Origin of the sequence: Metabacillus sp. Hm71, assembly GCF_051842955.2 — a bacterium.
Lineage (GTDB): Bacteria > Bacillota > Bacilli > Bacillales > Bacillaceae > Metabacillus.
The window spans coordinates 5,369,701-5,391,121 of the sequence record NZ_CM200278.1 but is presented as its reverse complement, the minus strand read 5'-3'; the positions used below and the strand labels follow the sequence as shown (position 1 = coordinate 5,391,121).

Here is a 21,421-nt window from a genome sequence, read left to right as displayed (position 1 = left end):
TTTTATGGCATTTTGCTTGAAACACCAAAAAAAGTTGATATGATAAAGTCATCAAGCACAAAGTCCTACTGTGATGGAAAAGCTGCGAGATTCTTCTAGTTTGACTCAGTTATGAATTCGTTTACAATTTTTAGGAGTGAAAGGAACAGCAATGAAAATATGCGTAATTGGAAGTCTCAATACAGATATGGTTATTTTGACGCCAAATGCTCCTGATCGGGGCGAGACTGTCTTTGGGGAAAAAATGGACATCCTGCCCGGCGGCAGAGGAGCAAATGCTGCAACAACGATATCCAAACTTGGTAAAGATGGGATGCTTGTCGGGTGCATAGGTCTGGATCCATTTGGTGAAAAGCTTATTGCTGAATTAAAGAAAAACCATGTTGATGTATCGAATATTAAACGAACGATGCAAACTTCGACAGGAACATCGATTATTATGATTGACTCTTTAGCTGTCAATACAATGGTAGGGATAAGTGGAGCTAACTTTTATCTAACACCTGAGGACATTGACGCTTCTGTAAATAAATTTGAAGATTGCCAAATTCTTTTAGCGCAAATGGAAGTAGCGGAAGAAACGATTGTTCATGCGATGCAAAAGGCTAAACGCAACGGGGTCTTAGTTATTCTCGATCCTAAGCCTGCAAAGAACATAACCATGAAAGTATTGGAAGCAACAGATATTATCATTCCGAATGAGCAGGAAACCAAATATATGACTGGTATTGAAGTGAATGGCATTGATGATGCGATCCAAGCTGGACGCTATTTTGAATCTCTTGGCATTTCACGATCAGTCATCAAAATGGGGCAGCGAGGTGCTTTAGTTTATACGCCAGAAAGAGCCGAACACATCGCAGCCATTCCAGTTAAAGCAGTGGATCCTGTTGTTGGCGGAGCGTTCGCTGGTGCCTTGGCTTGTGCGCTTTCTGAAGGGAAGGATCTCTTTCTTGCCACAAGATTTGCCTGTGTGGTAAGTGCGCTAAAGGTTACGAAATTTGGTGCACAAGTAGGCATCCCAACTTTAGACGAGTTAAACGAGTTTATTGAAGAAAACAATCTATCTAACTATCTAAATGGATTTAATACCTCATTTGAATGACTAGCTTAATTAATAGGCTCGGTGAAGGGAATCTGTCATAACAGGATAACGGAGCTGTGCCTTTAATTATATAAAAACAAAAGAATCTTTTTATTCAGGAAAGGAGAATAGGTATGTCAAACGTATCTGAAAAGGAGAAAACAACTAGGGATCATATACCAGCTGAAATGAAAGCGGTTGTATGTTATGGGCCAGGGGAATATAAGCTTGAAATGATCGAAACACCATCCCCAGAAAAAGGGGAGGTCCTTATTAAGGTAGAGGCCTGCGGTATATGTGCAGGTGATGTAAAAGCATGGGATGGTGCACCAATGTTTTGGGGAGGTGATGGTCAACCTCAATATGTAAAAACACCTGTCATTCCTGGTCATGAGTTTGTTGGTATTGTAGTAGAGGTGGGTGAAGGTGTAACAGAATATGCGATTGGTGACCGCCTAATTTCTGAACAAATTGTACCTTGTACAGAATGCCGTTTCTGTAAACATGGACAGTATTGGATGTGTGAAAAACATGATATATATGGTTTTCAATATAATGTAAACGGCGGCATGGCTGAATACATGAAATTTCCTGTGAATGCCATTAATCATAAAGTACCTCATGATTTGCCTTTAGAAAAAGCGATCTTAATAGAACCCTATGCATGTTCGATGCATGCTGTCAATCGGGGAGATATTCAAATCGGTGACTTCGTTGTGATATCTGGTGCGGGAACATTGGGATTAGGTATGGTCACTGCAGCAAAATTAAGAGGACCAGGAACACTGGTTGCGATTGATATGCGTGATGATCGCTTAGAACTTGCGAAGGAGTTTGGAGCAGATATCGTCCTCAACCCATCAAAAGTAAATGTTGTGGAAGAAATTAAAAAGCTGACGGATGGTTATGGATGCGATGTTTATATAGAAGCAAGCGGTGCACCTGCAAGCGTCATACAAGGGTTACATGCCATTCGCAAGCTTGGACGATTTGTGGAATTTAGTGTGTTCTCTAGTCCGGTAACGGTTGATTGGAGCATAATAGGGGACCGAAAAGAACTTGATATTTTAGGTGCTCATTTAGGGCCATATTGCTATCCGCATGTTATTAAAGGCATAGCTTCAGATGAATTATCAACAAAGGGTGTCGTTACACACCAGCTGCCTCTTGAGGAGTATAAAAAGGGGTTTGAAATGGTGAAAAAAGGAGACGAATCGTTAAAAGTTATTTTAATCCCTTAAAAGAATAATAGGGTCCTAAAAGTCGTGTTCTTTATCATTTTGGCGCTGCGACCTGCCAAGATGATAAAGAAAACACGTTGCGAATGTTTTCACAGAACAACGACTAGAACCCCATTTTCTTCCTTTAAGGAATAAACTTCAACTAAAATTATATCGATTTATATTAAAAAAATCCATCTTTTAAAAATAACAGTCTATTACTATATAAACGATTACCTCTAGGAGGGAAACATATGGCTAAGAGTTTATCAACTTCTCAATCAAAGCAAATTTTTGGTTTGCCAATTGCCCTAATATGGGGGTATGTGGCAATTGCCTTTTTTATGACAGGTGATGGCATTGAACAGGCCTTTTTATCAAAGTATATCGTAGATTTAGGTTTTTCTAATCAGCAAGCATCATTGGTATTTACCGTTTATGGTCTCACTGTAGCAATCGCAGCCTGGCTTTCAGGAGTGACAGCAGAAATTATCGGACCACGCCGAATTATGATATGGGGATTTTTGCTTTGGATCATTTTCCATATCGGTTTTATTACATTAGGTCTAGAACAAAAAAGTTATGCGATGATGATTACCATGTATGGAATACGTGGAATTGCTTATCCAATGTTTATCTATGGATTTGTCGTTTGGATTGCCTATGCAGCGCCAAAACAGCGATTAGCTTCGGCCATGGGATGGTTTTGGTGTATGTATTCTGTGGGAATGGGCGTTTTTGGCTCCTATCTTCCGAGCTTTTCAATCCCGATGATTGGGTTTATGGGGACATTATGGATGGCCATTGCTTTTATTGCAATTGGCGGACTAATGGTGATGTTTTTAATCAAAGATAATTTTGATCATTATAAAAAAGAAAAAGCGAGCAATGATAACAAATTCCGTGAGATTTTAAGGGGCATTACCCTTGCCTTTGAAAACCCGCAAATTGCAATGGCATCCGTTGTACGGATCATAAACCAAATCTCTTTATATGGTTTTGTGGTTATTTTACCGATCGTATTTACAGATCAAATTGGCTATACGATGTCAGAATGGCTGCGTATTTGGGGAGCTATTTATGCGACGACAATCTTTACAAACTTAATGTGGGGTCTTCTTGGAGATCGCATTGGCTGGGTTAGACAAGTGAGATGGTTTGGCTGTATCGGGATGGCGATTGCCACACTATTATTCTATTATTTGCCGATGTCTGTTGGTCCAAATCTAACAATTGGATTATTAGTTGCGGTCGTGTTTGGAATTGCCATTGCGGCCTTCGTTCCAATGTCTGCTATTTTTCCGACACTTGAACCGAATCATAAAGGTGCAGCGGTATCGATGCATAATTTATCGGCAGGCTTAAGTAATTTTGTTGGTCCGGCTCTTGCTACTGCCATAATGCCATTGGCAGGTGTAGAAGGTGTGGTATGGGCATTTGCTGCTTTGTATATTGCTGGCTTTATCATCACTTTCTTCATGAAGGTAGAGCAACCAGCTAAAGGATCGAATGAAGGCAATGAACCTGTTCGAGTAGCAAAATAAGCTTTATTATCGATGGAATGAAAGCGATGCCAATTGTAAGCGAGGTGAATGAAATGAATATTCTAGAGAAATTTAGTCTGAAAAATAATGTATCGATCGTAACAGGTGGGGCAATGGGATTAGGTAAAGCCATGGCTGAAGCATTAGCTCAAGCTGGTTCGAATATTGTCATTGCTGATTTAAACCTTGAGGAAGCACAGAAAACAGCTGATGAAATAAAACGAAACGAAGGAATAGAAGCGATTGCAATTGGTATGGATGTAACAAATGAAGCTCAAGTAAATAACATGGTAAGCGAAGTGATGACCTATTTTGGGAAAATAGATGTGCTTATTAATAATGCCGGAATCACTCACTTAGAAAAAGCGGAAAATATGGCATTTGAGGATTGGTACAAGGTCATGAATGTTAATCTAAATGGTGTCTTTTTAGTATCAAAAGCGGTTGGGAACGTCATGATTAAACAAAAGAAAGGTTCGATCATCAATATATCTTCCATGTCAGGAATCATTGCCAATGTACCACAGGGCCAAAGTTCATACAATACGTCAAAAGCGGGTGTGATCATGCTTACAAAGAGCTTGGCAATGGAGTGGGCGAAACATCATATTCGAGTAAATACCATAGCGCCAGGCTATATGAAAACAGAACTAACAAAGCCTTTTTTTGAGGAAAATGGAGACATGGTTAAAACATGGCTGAGCCTAACACCTATGGAAAGACCTGGAACTCCTGATGAACTTGGAGGAATTGCACTGTACTTAGCTTCTGAAGCTTCGTCATTTGTGACAGGAAGTGTATTTTCCGTAGATGGCGGGTACACAGCATTGTAATTTTAAAAAAGCCACGCAAAATGTCGCAGATGCCAAACAAGGGATACGTCCAAAATATTTGGTGAACGATGAAGTGATTCATTTATCAAAATAGTCAAAAGCAGACGTTTATTTCCCGGAAAATACATCCTTCGACTGAAAATGACGGTGAGGGAATGCATTAGTTGACAAAAAGGTGGAAATGGGGACAGTCTCTCTTAATTTGGGAACTGTCCCTATTCTTAAATGTACCTTGAATCTCATACAAGGCTAAATTTGTATAATCAATCCAATGATCGAGACATACGCATTTTGATTAACTCCAACTGAATGTCAAGGAAGAGTATGCCTATACGGATGAGGAGGTTATTAAATGCCTGAAAATAATGAAATAAATGATTGGTTTTAAAGAACGTTTAATTACTGTTTGAACTATTAATATTTCCATTTTTATATTGCTTTGGTGTCACTCCTGCAAATTTTTTAAAAACCTTTATAAAATGACTTTGATCATGGAAATTTAGAAGGCTAGAAATCTCTGCAAAAGAATTATCAGTATAAGTCAATAAGTGTTTTGCTTCGACTACCTTAGTTTGATGGATATATTGGATAAGTGATATTCCCACTTCTTTTTTAAACAGAACAGATAGATAATTTGGATTCATTGATGTCAATTCAGCTAAATGAGTTAAAGTGATATCTTCGTAAAGATGGGTAAATATATAATTTAGGCACATGTTAATCGGTTTGGAATATTGATGTTTCTTACTATTTCCCACTCGTTCCGCGAACTCTAATAAGGCACTTTCCGTTAATTGTGTGACTGCCTTACTTTCATTTAGTTCCTCAAGCTTCTGGATATAAAAATCACTAAGGTTGTAGGCAATCTCTTGAAAAAGACCACCTTCTACTGCTGCTCTTGTTGCAAGTGTAATAGCTACAATGCCTAGATTTTTTTGGCTCCGCAAATAACTAGTCTTTGAAAGAATTCCAATTTTTCCTTGTTTAAGAATGGCATGAAACGTTTCTCTAAGTTCATCCTTTCTTCCCATCTTTATAAAATAAAATACTTTCCTTTCAACCGATATATCCGTATGAAACTTTTTACTTTGGCGTCGTTCTGTTATTTGAATATCTGATTGTTCTATTTCAATTCTTTTCTCTTCAAGTTGTTCATTCTTTTGCAAGATATCTACCAAGTCCATTTTTTGTTGATAAATGATGTAGTAAAGAACCATGCTCATATTAATAAACTCAAAATTATTTATAATGGGAAGTTGATTATAATAACGAACCATTTCTTCTTTGCTTACTTTTATATTAAGATCTTTAAAAATGCCATTAATGGTTTCTTCTGTCATCCTAAAATTCATTATAGGACCTATTACAATCGTTCCGTTAAATTGATTATTTGAATAAAGATTAATCGAGAAATATTTTTCAAGATGTGCAGATTCCTTAATTATCGGGAAAGGATGAAGGCTCGTTCCCGAAAATAGTTGAACAATAATGTCCTCGTTTGAAGGATACAAGGGATTATGAGTAAAATTGGTGGAAATTTCATATTCCAAATTCCCCGTACTATTGAAAAAGTAGACTGGTATTTTATACAAGTTATAAGCTAACTTACAAATATATTCTAAATCCTCTAGTAATTTTTGCATTTTTAACTCCTCTATTCTAAACCTGTTCTATAGAAAGGTTATGTGTGATTTTTACTTTTTTTCTGTAAAACATACCATAATATATGAAAAATAAAAACTATAATCTTTTTAAAGTAATTAAAATGATATAAAGAGATTGTAGAGCTAGTTATTAAAAAATTGACACTAAAAGAAAGAAGTTTGTAGTTTTGGTAGTGATTTTTGAAAGTGTTTACAAATCCGCAGTGAAAAAAAGAAAGAGGGAGTCGACTAATATGTTATACCCAATTATAACTGATACTCGTAGTATCATTGACCTAAATGGTATCTGGCAATTTAAATTAGATAAGGGTGAAGGACTTCGAGAAAAATGGTATAAAAACGGTTTAAAAGATACGGTCAGAATGGCTGTGCCTTCTTCTTATAATGATATTGGTGTTACAAGTGATATTCGCAATCATGTTGGTTTGGTATGGTACGAGAGGGAATTTATTGTTCCAAAACTTTTTTCGACAGAACGGATCGTTCTAAGATTCGGATCAGCAACACATAAAGCAAAAGTATATGTCAATGGGAAGTTTGTAGTGGAGCATGAAGGTGGATTTTTACCATTTGAAGCAGAGATTAACAATTATTTGCAGAGCGGGAAAAATCGCTTAACCGTTGTAGTTGACAATGTAGTAGATGAAACAACATTACCTGTTGGTTTTTACAAAGAAGATGAGGTTAAAGGTGTAGGGAAGGTAAGAAGAAATCAACCGAATTTTGATTTTTTTAACTATGCCGGGTTACATCGACCTGTAAAAATATATACAACACCTAAAATATTTGTACAGGATGTTACTGTTGTTACTCAAATGGATGGGACGATTCAATTTAAAGTTGATATGGTTGGGAACGCAGAGGTAACTGTGTATGTATTAGACGAAAGCGGTTTAAAAATAGCATCAGCATCAGGGGAAGAAGGGTCTCTTTTTATTTCAGATGTGAAACTGTGGGAACCTTTACATGCATATCTTTATACGCTAAAAATCGAAGCTGCAAAAGATGGAAAAGTAGTTGATGTATATGAACAGCCATTTGGTGTGCGGACTGTTGAGGTAAAAGATGGCAAGTTTCTAATCAACAATAAACCATTCTATTTTAAAGGGTTCGGAAAACATGAAGATACAGCCATTCATGGCAGAGGATTTGACGAAGCGGCAAATGTAATAGATTTCAACTTAATAAAATGGATTGGTGCAAACTCATTTCGTACTTCACATTATCCGTATTCAGAAGAAATTATGCGCTTGGCAGACCGTGAAGGTATTGTTGTCATTGATGAAACTCCAGCTGTGGGGGTTCATTTGAATTTTATGGCTGCTTTTTTAGGGGGTGGGAATTTCCGTAATACATGGAAACATATTGGGACATTCGAACACCACCGTCAGGTAATAAAAGAGTTGGTTGCAAGGGATAAAAATCATCCTAGCGTTGTTATGTGGTCTATTGCAAACGAACCAGCATCAGAAGAGGAAGGTGCTCGTGATTATTTCGAACCCCTTGTGAAATTGACAAAAGAGGTTGATCCACAGAAGCGGCCGGTTACAATCGTTACTCATGTTGAGTCAAGTCCAGAAAAATGTCAGATCGCTGAAATTGTCGATATACTTGCCCTGAACCGTTACTATGGTTGGTATATCGAAGGTGGTGAATGGGATATAGCCAAAACATATCTTCGTAAAGAACTTGATGGCTGGAAAAAACGCTGCCCTGGAAAACCAATTATGTTCACAGAGTATGGTGCAGATACGATAGCAGGTTTCCATGATGTAGACCCTGTTATGTTTACTGAAGAATTCCAGGTTGAATTTTACCGTGCAAATCATGATGTTTTTGATGAATATAAGGAATTTATTGGCGAACAAGTGTGGAACTTTGCAGATTTCGCCACAAGTCAAGGAATTGTACGTGTTCAAGGCAATAAAAAAGGTATTTTCACCCGTGATCGTAAACCAAAGGCAGCTGCACACCTATTAAGAAAGCGTTGGACAGAAATACCGGATTTTGGTTATAAAGGGTAAAGAGTCTTTAGCAATGTCAAAGTGTAACTAAGTCAACACACTTTGACATTGTAAACAGAAGGTACCATAAGGAAAATATTAATTTACTCAATTTGTTTAATAAACTAATTAATTTAATCATTGTTTTTGGGATTTTTTAGAACTAAATGAAAGGGCTTTTAGATGTGTCAATGGTTAACAAACGAAAATTAAGTAGTTATTTATAGAACAAAGGTATAGGGAGGTTCAAGAAGCATCGTTTGCATGTTTAAATCTTTCATTTAAATGAAAGCGGTTTATTTGAGACAAGGGGGTAATCATGATGTCAAATTCAAATGATAATAATGTTCAGTCTAATTCAGCAAAATTATGGCAAGTAGCCTTTTTTACCTTAAATAACACATCAACAAATCTTCATGCGTTTATTTTAGGGTTTGTCACTTATTATGCTACTGGGATTGCAGGACTTGCTGTTATGGTTATAAGTTCTGTTTTAATGGCAGCACGGCTATTTGATGGGATCATTGATCCTGCGATTGGATATATCATTGATAAAACAGAGTCTAAGTTTGGGAAATTTACACCGTTAATTGTAATAGGAAATATTATTTCGGCTGGTACCATTATTATTATCTACAGTGTAACTCATTTATTGCCAGAATCGATGCAATTTATTTTCTTCACTGCCATGTTAATCATAAATAAAATAGGTTATTCATTACAAACAAGTGTAACAAAAGCAGGCCAAACGGTATTGACTAATCACCCAAAGCAACGTCCGCTCTATGCTATTTTTGATAGTATTTATAACATTGGAGTTTTTACTGGCGGACAAATGTTTGTATCAAACTATCTAGTTGCTAAACATGGTAACTTTACTTTACCTTTATTTATCGAATTAAATACTTATGGACTTATTCTTTCAGGAGGATGTGCAGCCCTTGCTATTGCAGGTATTTGGTCAAAAGATAAGAAGGAATTCTATGGATTAGCAGAAGAGGGAACAAACACCACTTTACGCGATTATTGGGGAGTTGTGAAAGGAAATAGACCATTACAAATGCTTTCTATTTCAGCATCATTTGATAAACTAGCCATCAGTATTAATCGTTATTCCGTAGTAGGAGTTATGTTGTTTGGTATTTTACTTGGAGATTATGCACTAAGTGGTACAATTGGTATGATTACAATCATCCCCACTCTATTCATTACTTTTTACGTTGTTAGTATTGCTAGAAAGATGGGTTTAAAAAAATCCTATGTTACCTCAGCGGGGATTGGAATAGTATCCTTTGTGGGATTAATTGTTCTATTTTTACTGATAGATAATCCTTCTGCAATTTTGCTTAAGAATATCGGTGTTACTACTATATTATTCATCGTATTATATTCAGTAGCAATAGGCTTTGCTAATATACCAACAACGCTTGTTGTTCCGATGATCGCAGATGTGTCAGACTATGAAACACACAAATCAGGACGTTATGTACCAGGTATGATGGGAACAATTTTCTCTTTTATTGATCAACTTGTTTCATCATTAGCACCTACTATTGTAGGAGTGGTTGTCGGAATTATTGGATACAAATCACAATTCCCTGAGGTTGGTGATACTTTAACAACACCATTATTTGTTACAACATTAGTATTAGCATTTGGATTACCAGCTTCATGCTTATTAGTATCAATTACAGCCATGAAGTTTTATACTCTTGATGTCAAGAGAATGGAAGAGATTCAAAAGGGAATTAGGGAAAAAAAAGCAAAAGCGATTAAAGACGATACCGCAGCAATCTAATAAATAAAAGTGATTTCAACCCCTGGCGAATCTTATTGCCAGGGGGTTTTTTAACACTAATTGAGGGACTGGCCTTATTTCATGGAGTGCTTAATTGGCGTTCAATCGTTCTCTGAGTTGAATGGGTTTTGGTGGGTTCTGTGTTATTGGGAAAAGCATAGGTGTTGGCAAGTGAGCATATGACGATAAAAATAATAGTAAAGATGACCAGCTGTCTTGTGTTCACAAATTTCCCCTCCTTAAGTGAGACGTTTCTATCCCCATTTTTGTCATTTTTTCACCTATATAATCAATCTCTTTAAAAGTTGTCATGAATTGGATTAATAGGATCATAGCATTTTTAATCATAAAGAAAGTTTCCGATATTAGATTGACAAGTTTATGGTTCCTGCCTAAAATTGAAAATGATTATCAATTCTAATTAGGAGGCACCATTTTGTTTAATAAATCAAATAGTCGAAATATTTTAATAACAGCAATCATTATTCTATTTTTATCCACGATATTACTTGGTTGTACAAATGCCAGCGATACTGATTCAGCGTTAAATGACGATAATGACAATATGTTTACGATCGCTTGGCCGAGAGATATAGGAGAAATGAATCCCCATGTTTATAATCCTTCACAATTATTTGCGCAGTCGATGGTGTATGAACCGTTAGTAAGCTATCAAGAAGGCGGCGAGCTAAAACCGCATCTAGCTGAGTCATGGGACATTTCGGAGGACGGCAAAGAATATACGTTTCATCTTCGTCAAGATGTGAAATTTTCCGATGGTACAAGCTTTAACGCAGAAATTGTGAAAAAGAATTTTGATACGATTTTAAACAATGTTGATTTGCATAGTTGGTTAGGTTTCATTACGAAAATCGACCGAACTGAAGTAATCGACGAACATACGTTTAAACTGATATTAACCGAACCATATTATCCAACGATTCAAGAGTTAGCTGTTGTCAGGCCAGTTCGTTTCTTAGGTGAAGCTGGATTCCCTGAAGATGGTGATACCTCAAAAGGTGTCGTTGAACCAATTGGTACAGGTCCATGGGTATTGGAAGAGTATAAAACGGATGAATATGCGATTTTCAAACGCAATGAAAATTACTGGGGCGAGCTGCCAAAGGAAGAAAAAATCCAAGTGAAGGTCATTCCTGATGCGGAAACGAGGGTACTTGCTTTTGAAAAAGGTGAGCTGGACCTAATTTACGGAGAAGGTTTGATCAGTTTAGATGCTTTCAAACAATTGGAATCTACGGGAGATTATGAAACGAGCATTTCAGAACCAGTTGCAACAAGGCAGCTAGTCATCAATTCAACGAAAGAACAGCTTTCCGATGAACGGGTACGTCAAGCGCTGCATTATGGTTTTAATAAAGAAGCACTTGTTGAAGGGATTACATCTGGCTACGAGGAAAAAGCAGATTATATTTTACCGACAAACCTCCCTTACACAAAAGGCAATGATGCTAAGGTCATTGATTATGATGTAGAAAAAGCGAAATCGTTATTAGATGAAGCAGGGTGGACGCTTCCTAAAGGAAAAACGGTTCGTGAAAAAGATGGACAGCCTCTTGAAGTCGAGTTGATGTATGATTCAGCAGAAACAATTCAAAAAACAATGGCAGAAACGCTGCAAGCTGAGTGGGGAGCCATTGGTGTAAAATTAAACATTGTTGGTGTAGAATTAACAGAGCAGATTCAGAGATTTAAAGATAATAAATTTGATATTAATTTCTTTAGTAACTACGGTGCTCCTTATGATCCTCATACATTCTTAAACATTGTTTTGTCAGAAGGATTTGGGTTTAATGAGGCGATTTCAGCATATCCGAACAAAGCCGAATTACTGAAACAAATCGCCGAGGTTCCGAAGACAACAGATGAGGTAAAACGCCAACAGCTATACTCGTCAATTTTAACATCAATCCAAGATCAGGGAGCGATTATTCCGATCTCTTATGTTAAGAAAACAGCGATTTATCAAAAGGATGTTACTAATTTTACTTTCCCTGCTAATCGCGACGAACATCCATTCACGGGAATTAGCATTGAGCAGTAAGTAGCAGGAGGCTTTCATGGGCACCTATATTTTGAAACGCATGATATCTATTATTCCGGTTTTTCTTTTCGCTACACTTCTTACGACCGGAATGATCCATCTTTCACCGGTAGATCCGGCTGAGGCCTACTTAGCAGCCGCCCATATTCAACCAACCGATGAGATTTTGGAGCAAAAAAGACAGGAGTTTGGTTTAGATCAACCATTCTTCACTCAATATGTAAACTCAATTATGAAGATATGCCAGCTTGATTTTGGCATATCTTATGTTTCGAATAAACCAGTTTGGGATGAGGTTACAGCCCGAATCCCGGCAACCTTCCAGCTTGCTTTAGGAAGTATTGTCATAGCTGTTCTAGTGAGTATCCCGCTAGGATTTCTTGCTGGAGTAAAGAAAAATAGCGTAATCGACCATTTTAGTAGGATTCTCTCGTTTTTAGGGGCATCGATTCCCTCTTTTTGGCTCGGTTATCTTTTGATTTTTTTCTTTTCTGTTAAACTTGATCTTTTTCCAGTTGAAGGTATTGGGACATGGCAGCATCTTGTTCTGCCTTCTGTGACACTGGCCCTGCCGTTAATTGCCATCTATACAAGATTGCTGCGTGCGAGTGTGCTTGAAAATTTGCAACAGCCATATGTGCTATTTGCGAGGACAAGGGGAATTAACGAAACAACGATAATGGCCAAGCATGTCTTACGGATTGCCATTTCCCCGATGATTACGGGACTTGGGATGAATCTTGGGAAGTTACTGACTGGAACCATCATTGTTGAAGCCGTTTTTTCTTGGCCAGGATTTGGGCGGTATTTTATTGAAGCTATTTTTAATCGTGATATACCGGTCATTCAATGCTATGTGCTGATTGCAGCCACCTTATTTATTTTAAGTAACTTACTGGTTGATTTATTTCAAATGTATATTGACCCGCGTATTTCCAGGAAAGAAGGACATCAGCAATGATCATAAGTGTACCTAAGATATTCAGAAGTCAAAAAATTATTCCCATTTGCTCGATTATATTAAGTATTCTTGTGATCATTGCGATCTTTGCGCCATGGATTGCACCAAATGATCCGATTGCGGTCAACTTAGCTTATAAACTTCAGCCGCCTTCTTGGGCTTATCCGTTAGGAACAGATCATTTAGGCAGATGCAACTTTTCGCGGATTTTATATGGTGCGCGTCTTTCATTAGGGTTTGCGATGCTAATTTTTATTTCATCCATCCTCATTGGTTTACTTGTTGGCACTTTTTCAGGGTATAAGGGTGGCATTATTGATCATGTTTTAATGAGGTTTTGCGATGGTGTCATGGCATTCCCAAGTCTTATCCTTATTCTTGGACTTGTTGGTATTTTCGGACCTGGACTTACGCAAGTGATTATCGCACTGATGCTTGTGCAATGGGTCTACTACGCAAGAATGTTCCGAGGAATGGTCCTTAGTCTGAAGGAACAAAACTTTATTGCAGCTGCGAAAATAAGCGGCTCTTCGCAATGGAAGATTATTAAAAATCATATTGTTCCAAATGTGCTCCCGCCACTTGTCGTCATGGGTACATTAGAAATGGGCTGGGCGATTATGGATATATCCGCGATGTCGTTTCTAGGGTTAGGAGTGCAACCTCCTACACCTGAATGGGGAGCGATGATTCACGAAGGAAAATCATATATTCGGACAAATCCAGAATTAATGCTTTATCCAGGATTAATCATAATGGTTGTTATAGTTACATTCAACTTACTAGGCGAAGCGTTATCAGAACGGTACGGTGTCAAACGAGATTTTAAAAAGGGATGAGAATATTGGGTGCAGAACAGTCGAATGTGTTACAAGTGAAAGATTTACATGTGCAGGTAAAAACAAAAGATGGTGTTATTCCACTTGTTCAAGAGATCAATTTTGAACTAAAGCGTGGACATGTACTTGGACTTGTTGGAGAAAGCGGCTGCGGTAAAACTGTGACAAGTATGTCCATTCTTCAGCTGCTTGATCGGAAAACGACAACGATTGAAGGAAGTATTACATTACAAGGGCACGAATTGAACGGTTTAGCTGATAAAGAAATGCGGAAGATCCGCGGCAAGGATATTGCCTTTATTATGCAAAATCCGATGAATGCTTTTACACCTGTTTTTACGATTGGCCACCAATTTATTGAAACCATTCGCTTACATACAGGGTGGAATAAAAAACAAGCAACAGAGCTTGCCATTGAGGCTATGCAGCATGTGAACCTGCCCAATCCTGCTAACCTATTAAAATCATATCCTTTTCAATTGAGCGGCGGTATGCTGCAACGGGTGATGATTGCCATTGCCGCCTGCTTACATCCAGCCGTGATTATTGCGGATGAGCCAACTACCGCACTTGATGTAAATAATCAAAAGAAAGTGCTGTACCACTTAGATAAAATTCGCTCTGAATTTGGATCAGCCATTTTATTAATCTCCCATGATCTTGGCGTCATTTCGGAAATGGCCGATGAAGTAGCCGTTATGCAGAATGGCAGAATCGTAGAAAAAGCGGATGTGTTTCAACTATTTGATGAGCCGCAGCATGAGTATACGAAAAAACTGCTAAATGCACGCTCACAAATTCATTTTGACGAATCGCTTATCCATTTTGCTTGAATAAGGAGTGAACAAATGAGTTTATTACAAGTAAAAGAAGTCACTCATAGCTACGGATCTCGAACGTTTTTTAACTGGAAAGGCCGCTCTAAACAAGTACTATCCGATATTTCACTTGAGATTGAGGAGGGTACATGCTTAGGAATGCTTGGTACAAGCGGGGCCGGCAAAAGTACGTTAGGAAAAGTGATTCTTGGTTTGGAACGACCACAAACTGGACAAATTTTGTTTCAAGGCCATGAGATTTATACGGCAGATAAGCAAACTCGCCAAAAAATTCGTCGCGATATTCAAGCTGTCTTTCAGGATTCATACTCATCCGTGAATCCCCGCATGACAGCCGAACGGATTATTGCGGAGCCGTTAGAAAACTATGAAAAGCTTACAGCAGCTGAACAAAAACGAATGATTATTGAATTATTGGAGCGGGTTGGACTAAGTGAAGCGGACTTGAAAAAATACCCGCACCAATTTAGCGGCGGGCAATTGCAGCGGATTAATATTGCAAGAGCGATCTCCCTTAAACCAAAGCTGATTGTTCTAGACGAATCTGTCAGCAGTCTGGATATGGTTAACCAAACCCTTATTTTAGAATTACTAAAGGAGCTAAAAGAAGACTTCGGGTTATCTTATTTCTTTATTACCCATGATATTAAAGCTGCTTATACGATAAGTGATACATTAGGTGTGCTAGAAAAAGGAGAATTAGTCAACTTTTACGAATCAAAAGAGCAGTTTTTTACGTCTGAACATCCTGTCGTAAAAGAGATGCGCGGTTCGATCCTTGCCGAGCACCCACGGTTTCGCTCGATTCGAACGAGGGTTAGCCATAGTTAATTATATTTTTTCGAATGCCTCGATTCATTCATATAATCGGGGCCTTTGTTTTCGTTTAGGAAATTATAAAATTCATTGAACTTTGGATAAGCACTGCGACATCCAGCTCCGAAGCACAGGATGTGCAAGTGCAGTCAGTGCGACAGGACGTCGCGTTTTTGACTGCCAGCGCCTATCGCCTATCAAACTTCAGATCATCTCCCTACGATAAGTCAACATCGGTTCGCTTCGCTTACCGTGTTTCCTTTATCTCAGTCGATGCTCCTCCAGTTTGTACGGCGATGACCAAGGCGCTTGCGCTTTTGTTCAAAGGTAAGAAAGTATATAAAATTTTGAACTTAGTTTTAGTGTCTAGCTCCAGCGCCTAGCCCCTCTAGGGTCTAGCCACTCATGAATTGAAGGCAAAGAACGCCTTCTATTCATGAGCGTCTTATTTGCCCTAGGCTGATCAAGGCGCTTGCGCTTTTCTTATTGAAGGAGGAAAGGTGGATGAATCATCGTGCCTATTTGGCTTTAGCGATCCCATTAACAATCTCAACGATGACACAGCCATTATTAGGGGCTGTCGATACAGCCGTTGTCGGGCAGCTGCCTGATCCAGCTTATATTGGCGGTGTTGCCGTTGGGACCCTTATCTTTAATACATTGTATTGGGTCTTCGGGTTTTTACGGGTTAGCACATCTGCTTTTGCCGCACAAGCTAACGGGGCAAGCGATTCAGCTCAAGGAGTGCTTGCTTTATCCCGTCCATTTTTATTAGCGGCTATTGTAGGTATGTGTTTTATTCTTTTACAATGGCCGATTGAATATGCTGCACTTACATTGATAGCCCCTGATTCGGATGTAAGCAAGTTTGCAGCTGAATATTTTCGAATCCGAATTTGGGGAGCTCCCTTCACATTGATGAACTACGTGATTCTTGGCTGGTTAATGGGGATGGGGAAGATTAAAGAATCTTTATTTTTGCAAGTATTAACGAATGTTTTGAACATGATGTTGGCGATTCTTTTTGTCCATGTCTTTTCTTTTGCTGTAAAAGGAGTCGCTGCAGCCACTTTGATTTCTGAAATGACAGCCTTCGTATTAGGATTGCTCATTGTTATGAAGGCATCACCGTTTGCATGGAAAATGCCATCCATTCAAGCACTTATTGATACACAGTCTTTGAAAAAGATGTTTAATGTGAACAAGGATTTGTTTATCCGAACGATTTGTTTATTAGTCGTTATTAATATGTTTACAGCAAAAGGTGCCTCGTTTGGTACAGAATTACTAGCTGCCAATGCTGTGTTATTTCAAATTCATTACATTATGGCTTATTTCTTTGATGGGTTTGCCAACGCCTCGAGTATTCTCGTAGGCAAAGCGGTAGGATCAAATGATGAAAAATTATATAAAAAAACGCTTAGCTTATCAACGCAATGGTCGGTGATAACAGCTTTTATCATCGCTTGCGTATACGGAGTATTTCAACAACACATTATTGAGCTTTTTACAAATTTACCTAGTGTGATCGAACTTTCAACCAAATATGGAGGATGGCTCATCATCTACCCGTTTGCTGCTTGTTTCGGCCTTGTCATTTACGGTGTCTTTACAGGTGCAACTGAAATTGCACCCGTGCGAAACTCGATGATTTACGCCATGATCATCTATATCATTATCCAGATCACTATCACCCCGATTTGGCATAATCATGGCCTATGGCTTGCTTTTATCGTATATACTATTGGACGATCCGGCTTCCTCGTGATGTATACTCCTAGATTAAATAAGAAATTATTGCATCTATCGGAGGGAGTTTAATAGGTATTTGTAAAGCCGCAAGAATTAAAAAACATTTTAGGAGCACTTAAAAAATAGCATTGTAGATAACAAAATGTAAACAACCTCAAAACACCGTTCAAAAATAGAACGGTGTTTTATATGTTAAAAGGGCAATCGTATTATTACTTCATATAATTCGTGGAAATTGCTGACATAATTAGCTATCATGAAAGATGAATAGCTAAGGTTTCGGAACGTATAAGGGGGATCGGCCATGAACAACGAATCAATATTAATTGTAGAGGACGAAGAAAAAATTCAACGTTTGCTTGAATTAGAGCTTGAATATGAAGGCTACCAGGTCGTGAAGGCGTCAGATGGAATAGAGGCGCTTGAAGCGTATCGTTCGGGGAAATGGGATTTGATTTTGCTGGATGTGATGCTGCCGGGACTAAGCGGCATTGAACTGCTGCGCCGGATCCGGGCGAAGGATTCATATACCCCGGTTATCCTGTTAACGGCAAAGGGCTCTGTTGAGGACAAGGTGTCAGGACTTGATCTTGGAGCAAATGATTATATCACAAAGCCATTTCAAATAGAGGAGTTGCTTGCAAGAATTCGTGCTGTGCTAAGAATGCGTGCAACTGCACCTGCCGCAGAACCTGAAGCGGAGGAATGGTTAACAGCCGGGGACTTAAAGCTGAATGAAAAGACGCGAGAAGTCATGAGGGGCGAGGATGAAATTGAGCTGACACCAAAGGAATATGATTTACTGCTTTATTTATTGAAAAATAAGCGGCAAGTATTAAATCGGGATCAGATTTTAGAGGCGGTTTGGGGCTATGATTATTTTGGCGACACAAATATAGTCGATGTGTATGTTCGCTATGTTCGAAAAAAGCTTGACTACAACTATGAGACACCGCTAATTCATACCGTAAGAGGCGTTGGCTACGTTTTAAAGGATGCAAAATGAGACTGCGAAATAAAATCAATCTATATACCGCTGTTTTATTCAGTTGTTTGTTAATCATTATGAATGTCTCGATTTATCTTGTGTTCAGCAAGATGATGATCTCAAATGAGCTTGAACGTTCCAAATCAGAGGCTGCGATGGTGGCTAGTAAAGTCAGTGTAGACGTAACGAATATTGCCGACCCTGGAAATCTGCTTCGTGCCTATGTACCTGTAGATGGAATGCTGCAAATTGTCTTTGAGCAGGATAAGCCCACAACGATTACATCCCGGACAGAACAAGAGTTAAAAGGCAGAAGCACAACCTTTTATCCTGGTGAAAAAAGCGGTGTGATCTCGTTTCATCAAAAAAAATATGTGTTCACATCAAATCCGATCATTTGGAAAGACGGAAGCGTTGTCAATTTGCAATTTACAAAGAGTATTGAAAGAACAGAGGAGATGCTAGCGATCCTTCGTGTTGTCCTCCTGGCAGTAACGTTGATTGCCATGATCCCTGTGCTTATTTCAACAAGTCTTTTAAGTAATCTTATTACAAGTCCGATTCGTTCGATGATTGATACGATGAAGGACATTCAAAAAAGCGGACAATTTAAACGTCTGAACCTAAAAGGGAAATCAAAAGATGAGCTCGTTGAAATGGGCAACACCTTTAACCACATGATGGATTTGCTTGAGACAAATTTTGAAAAGCAGGAGCAATTCGTATCAAATGCTTCACACGAATTAAAAACACCGCTGACGATTATTGAAAGCTATGCCGATTTGTTAAAAAGAAGAGGCAAAAAGCAGCCGGATATATTTGATGAATCAATTGAAGCGATCCATTCGGAGGCGATCAGAATGAGGGACATGACCGAGCAATTGCTGCTGCTGGCAAAGCATCAAGCACAATGGAAGATCGAGCTTGAAAAACTTAATTTACATGAACTTGCAGCAGAGTCAGCAAAAGTGTTCCAAAATACCTACCAGCGCCAGATTGATATCCCTGTGACGGAAGAAATTAGTGTCACGACCGATCGTCAAAAAGTAAAGCAGCTTTTGTTTATTTTTTTAGACAATGCCCGTAAGTATAGTGATGAAGAAATTGCTGTTTATGTTGGGAAAACAAGTGAGAAGGAAGCCTATATCCGAATTGAGGACAGAGGAATCGGCATTCCGAAGCAGGACCTGCCGAAGGTGTTTGACCGTTTTTATCGTGTTGATAAAGCAAGAAGCCGCAAGCATGGCGGTTCAGGCTTAGGACTTTCAGTAGCAAAAGAAATTGCCGACGCGATAAACATCAGGATCGAAATGGACAGCCTTGAAGGCAGGGGAACAACGGTAACGTTGTTTTTACCGCTAGCTTAATGTGATTTCTCAGTAAATTCTCATCTTGCAGCGATATAATAATCGAAACAACTTTATAGAGTTTTTTGAAATGGAATTTTGCAACTTTCATTAATTTTTTTGCAGCTTTACGATTTTTTTAGCAATTCCAAATATAGTGGTGGTGTGACAAAATGACCAAGAAAAAATGGTTCTGGTTCGCTGGAAGTGTGATCGTTTTAGCTTTGATTCTCTTCATTAGTTTGCAATGGTGGGTACCATCATTATCTGCCCAAACGTTAACAGAAGCTGAAGCAAATGAAGCCGCAAAGGAGGTCTATCCTGGTAAAATTATTCAGACCATAAAATCAGATGATGAATATCGGGTTACGATGAAGCTTGAAACGGGGACTTATCTTATTCGAATTGATGCAAAAAGCGGTGAGGTCATTTCAGTTAAAAGAGAAACAAAGGCTGAGCAGTCAACAAAAGAGGAACCCCCAAGCAAACCGGAAAAAAAGCAGTTAACTGAAAATGAAGTAAAAGAAATTCTTGCTGCAAAAGGAGAAGTAAAATCAATTGAGTATTTGCAAGAAAAAGAAACGTCGTACTACAAAGCGGTTGTCAGCAAAAACAATACTTCAACTACATTCAAAATTGATCCTTATTCTGGTGAGATCATTGGTACGGCAATTGAACCGTCGCGCCTTTTAAAAGAAGAGGAAGCAATTAAGCTCGCTCTGGAAGAAGAAGAAGGAACAGTTGATGATGTGGAATTTGAGGAACCACTTGATCAATCGCCATATTATTTAATTGAGATTGAAAAAGAAAATGGTGAAGATGCTGTCATCCAAGTCGATGCCTATACTCGTGAAGTTAAAACCGTGTTATGGGAAGAACATGAAGAAGCTGAAGATGACGATGAAGATGAATCAGAGTAAATCCAGAGAAAAAATTAATCCGTTTCTCATCAAATTTTAATCTTTCTTTTCTTCTCCTTTCATTTTTGTTGTTTATAGTAGTGTCTGTAAGACGAAAACAGAAAAACATAGGAGGAAAAAGAAATGAAAAAAATCGTGACAATGACATTGGCAGCAGCCGTTGTATTAGGTGGTTCACTTGCAATCAATCATGGATATGCACAAGAGGACAGTCAAAAAGCTTCACAAGCAAAGGAATTGATCGGTATTGAAAAAGCGAAGGAAGCTGCATTGGCAAAGGTAAAAGGGACGGTCGAAAGCGTTGAATTGGAAAAGGATTTTTCGAAAACCTATTATGAGGTAGACATTGATCAAGACCAAAAGGATTTTGATATTGATGTTGATGCATATACGGCGGAAATTCTAAAAGTTGATGAAAACCGAGATGACGACGATGATGACGACGAGCTACAAGCAGCTGCAGCAACAGATATTATTTCAGAAAAAGAAGCCATTGAGATTGCGAAAAAACATGTGACAGGTGAAGTTGTTGAAATCTCATTAGATGAAGATGACGGCAGATATGAATATGATCTCGAGTTAAAGACAAAGGACGGCAAAGCGGAACTTACGATAGATGCTGTAACGGAAAAGGTCACAGAGCTTGAAATAGATGACAATGATGACGACGGTGATGATGATTAATCGAATAGAGGTATAAATAGAGCCCCCGCGCGTAAAATAGTGGGGGTTCTTTTAACGTTTAAGAGAGA

General features: G+C 38.5%; 17 protein-coding genes. 16 read left to right on the top strand and 1 reads right to left on the bottom strand.

What is annotated here, in order from left to right; translation table 11 throughout:
• The first annotated feature begins 151 nt into the window (after positions 1-151).
• From ACSVDH_RS26480 to ACSVDH_RS26465, 4 genes are all read left to right on the top strand, one after another.
• Positions 152-1,105, top strand: a complete 954-nt coding sequence (locus tag ACSVDH_RS26480; RefSeq protein WP_439250452.1) for a PfkB family carbohydrate kinase — start codon at positions 152-154, stop codon at positions 1,103-1,105.
• Between the two features lie 113 nt (positions 1,106-1,218).
• Positions 1,219-2,325 (top strand): alcohol dehydrogenase catalytic domain-containing protein, encoded by a 1,107-nt coding sequence (locus tag ACSVDH_RS26475; protein ID WP_439250450.1) that lies wholly within the window; start codon positions 1,219-1,221, stop codon positions 2,323-2,325.
• A gap of 233 nt (positions 2,326-2,558) precedes the next feature.
• Positions 2,559-3,848 (top strand): MFS transporter, encoded by a 1,290-nt coding sequence (locus ACSVDH_RS26470; RefSeq protein ID WP_439250449.1) that lies wholly within the window; start codon positions 2,559-2,561, stop codon positions 3,846-3,848.
• 53 nt (positions 3,849-3,901) lie between these two features.
• Positions 3,902-4,681: an SDR family NAD(P)-dependent oxidoreductase gene (locus ACSVDH_RS26465; protein ID WP_439250591.1), complete on the top strand. Its 780-nt coding sequence runs from the start codon at positions 3,902-3,904 to the stop codon at positions 4,679-4,681.
• A gap of 395 nt (positions 4,682-5,076) precedes the next feature.
• Here ACSVDH_RS26465 and ACSVDH_RS26460 read toward each other — a convergent pair whose 3' ends face one another.
• Complete coding sequence (locus ACSVDH_RS26460; RefSeq protein WP_439250447.1) at positions 5,077-6,324, bottom strand: helix-turn-helix domain-containing protein; 1,248 nt, start codon at positions 6,322-6,324, stop codon at positions 5,077-5,079.
• Positions 6,325-6,578: 254 nt separating this feature from the next.
• Between ACSVDH_RS26460 and uidA the strand changes: the two genes are divergently transcribed.
• The 12 genes from uidA (at position 6,579) to ACSVDH_RS26400 (ending at position 21,353) form a co-directional block, all read left to right on the top strand.
• Complete coding sequence (gene uidA / locus ACSVDH_RS26455) at positions 6,579-8,369, top strand: beta-glucuronidase (protein ID WP_439250446.1); 1,791 nt, start codon at positions 6,579-6,581, stop codon at positions 8,367-8,369.
• A 301-nt stretch (positions 8,370-8,670) separates the two neighbouring features.
• On the top strand, positions 8,671-10,146 hold the full coding sequence (locus ACSVDH_RS26450) for an MFS transporter (RefSeq protein ID WP_439250445.1): 1,476 nt from the start codon (positions 8,671-8,673) through the stop codon (positions 10,144-10,146).
• A gap of 436 nt (positions 10,147-10,582) precedes the next feature.
• Positions 10,583-12,208, top strand: a complete 1,626-nt coding sequence (gene nikA, locus ACSVDH_RS26445) for a nickel ABC transporter substrate-binding protein (protein ID WP_439250444.1) — start codon at positions 10,583-10,585, stop codon at positions 12,206-12,208.
• A gap of 16 nt (positions 12,209-12,224) precedes the next feature.
• Entirely contained in the window at positions 12,225-13,169 is a 945-nt protein-coding gene (gene nikB, locus ACSVDH_RS26440) for a nickel ABC transporter permease subunit NikB (RefSeq protein WP_439250442.1), read from the top strand.
• The gene (gene nikC / locus ACSVDH_RS26435) at positions 13,166-14,008 is read left to right on the top strand and encodes a nickel ABC transporter permease subunit NikC (RefSeq protein ID WP_439250441.1); all 843 of its coding nucleotides are present in this window, start codon (positions 13,166-13,168) and stop codon (positions 14,006-14,008) included. Before nikB ends, nikC begins: the two co-directional genes overlap by 4 nt.
• A gap of 5 nt (positions 14,009-14,013) precedes the next feature.
• Positions 14,014-14,841, top strand: a complete 828-nt coding sequence (nikD, locus tag ACSVDH_RS26430; protein ID WP_439250440.1) for a nickel import ATP-binding protein NikD — start codon at positions 14,014-14,016, stop codon at positions 14,839-14,841.
• 15 nt (positions 14,842-14,856) lie between these two features.
• Complete coding sequence (gene nikE / locus ACSVDH_RS26425; protein WP_439250439.1) at positions 14,857-15,678, top strand: nickel import ATP-binding protein NikE; 822 nt, start codon at positions 14,857-14,859, stop codon at positions 15,676-15,678.
• 489 nt (positions 15,679-16,167) lie between these two features.
• Entirely contained in the window at positions 16,168-17,484 is a 1,317-nt protein-coding gene (locus ACSVDH_RS26420; RefSeq protein ID WP_439250438.1) for an MATE family efflux transporter, read from the top strand.
• 235 nt (positions 17,485-17,719) lie between these two features.
• Positions 17,720-18,421 (top strand): response regulator transcription factor, encoded by a 702-nt coding sequence (locus tag ACSVDH_RS26415; RefSeq protein ID WP_439250437.1) that lies wholly within the window; start codon positions 17,720-17,722, stop codon positions 18,419-18,421.
• Positions 18,418-19,770, top strand: coding sequence for a sensor histidine kinase (locus ACSVDH_RS26410; protein ID WP_439250434.1), 1,353 nt, complete (start codon positions 18,418-18,420; stop codon positions 19,768-19,770). The genes ACSVDH_RS26415 and ACSVDH_RS26410 overlap by 4 nt, the downstream gene beginning before the upstream one ends.
• A 152-nt stretch (positions 19,771-19,922) precedes the next feature.
• Complete coding sequence (locus tag ACSVDH_RS26405) at positions 19,923-20,669, top strand: PepSY domain-containing protein (RefSeq protein ID WP_439250433.1); 747 nt, start codon at positions 19,923-19,925, stop codon at positions 20,667-20,669.
• A gap of 123 nt (positions 20,670-20,792) precedes the next feature.
• Positions 20,793-21,353 (top strand): PepSY domain-containing protein, encoded by a 561-nt coding sequence (locus tag ACSVDH_RS26400; protein WP_439250432.1) that lies wholly within the window; start codon positions 20,793-20,795, stop codon positions 21,351-21,353.
• Positions 21,354-21,421: the final 68 nt, after the last annotated feature.

Coding starts and splice junctions, on each gene's coding strand:
- ACSVDH_RS26465 (WP_439250591.1), top strand. CDS start 3,902: ATGAATATTCTAGAGAAATTTAGTCTGAAAAATAATGTATCGATCGTA.
- nikB (WP_439250442.1), top strand. CDS start 12,225: ATGGGCACCTATATTTTGAAACGCATGATATCTATTATTCCGGTTTTT.
- ACSVDH_RS26400 (WP_439250432.1), top strand. CDS start 20,793: ATGAAAAAAATCGTGACAATGACATTGGCAGCAGCCGTTGTATTAGGT.
- ACSVDH_RS26450 (WP_439250445.1), top strand. CDS start 8,671: ATGTCAAATTCAAATGATAATAATGTTCAGTCTAATTCAGCAAAATTA.
- ACSVDH_RS26475 (WP_439250450.1), top strand. CDS start 1,219: ATGTCAAACGTATCTGAAAAGGAGAAAACAACTAGGGATCATATACCA.
- ACSVDH_RS26405 (WP_439250433.1), top strand. CDS start 19,923: ATGACCAAGAAAAAATGGTTCTGGTTCGCTGGAAGTGTGATCGTTTTA.
- nikC (WP_439250441.1), top strand. CDS start 13,166: ATGATCATAAGTGTACCTAAGATATTCAGAAGTCAAAAAATTATTCCC.
- uidA (WP_439250446.1), top strand. CDS start 6,579: ATGTTATACCCAATTATAACTGATACTCGTAGTATCATTGACCTAAAT.
- ACSVDH_RS26415 (WP_439250437.1), top strand. CDS start 17,720: ATGAACAACGAATCAATATTAATTGTAGAGGACGAAGAAAAAATTCAA.
- ACSVDH_RS26420 (WP_439250438.1), top strand. CDS start 16,168: ATGAATCATCGTGCCTATTTGGCTTTAGCGATCCCATTAACAATCTCA.
- nikE (WP_439250439.1), top strand. CDS start 14,857: ATGAGTTTATTACAAGTAAAAGAAGTCACTCATAGCTACGGATCTCGA.
- ACSVDH_RS26470 (WP_439250449.1), top strand. CDS start 2,559: ATGGCTAAGAGTTTATCAACTTCTCAATCAAAGCAAATTTTTGGTTTG.
- ACSVDH_RS26480 (WP_439250452.1), top strand. CDS start 152: ATGAAAATATGCGTAATTGGAAGTCTCAATACAGATATGGTTATTTTG.
- ACSVDH_RS26410 (WP_439250434.1), top strand. CDS start 18,418: ATGAGACTGCGAAATAAAATCAATCTATATACCGCTGTTTTATTCAGT.
- ACSVDH_RS26460 (WP_439250447.1), bottom strand. CDS start 6,324: ATGCAAAAATTACTAGAGGATTTAGAATATATTTGTAAGTTAGCTTAT.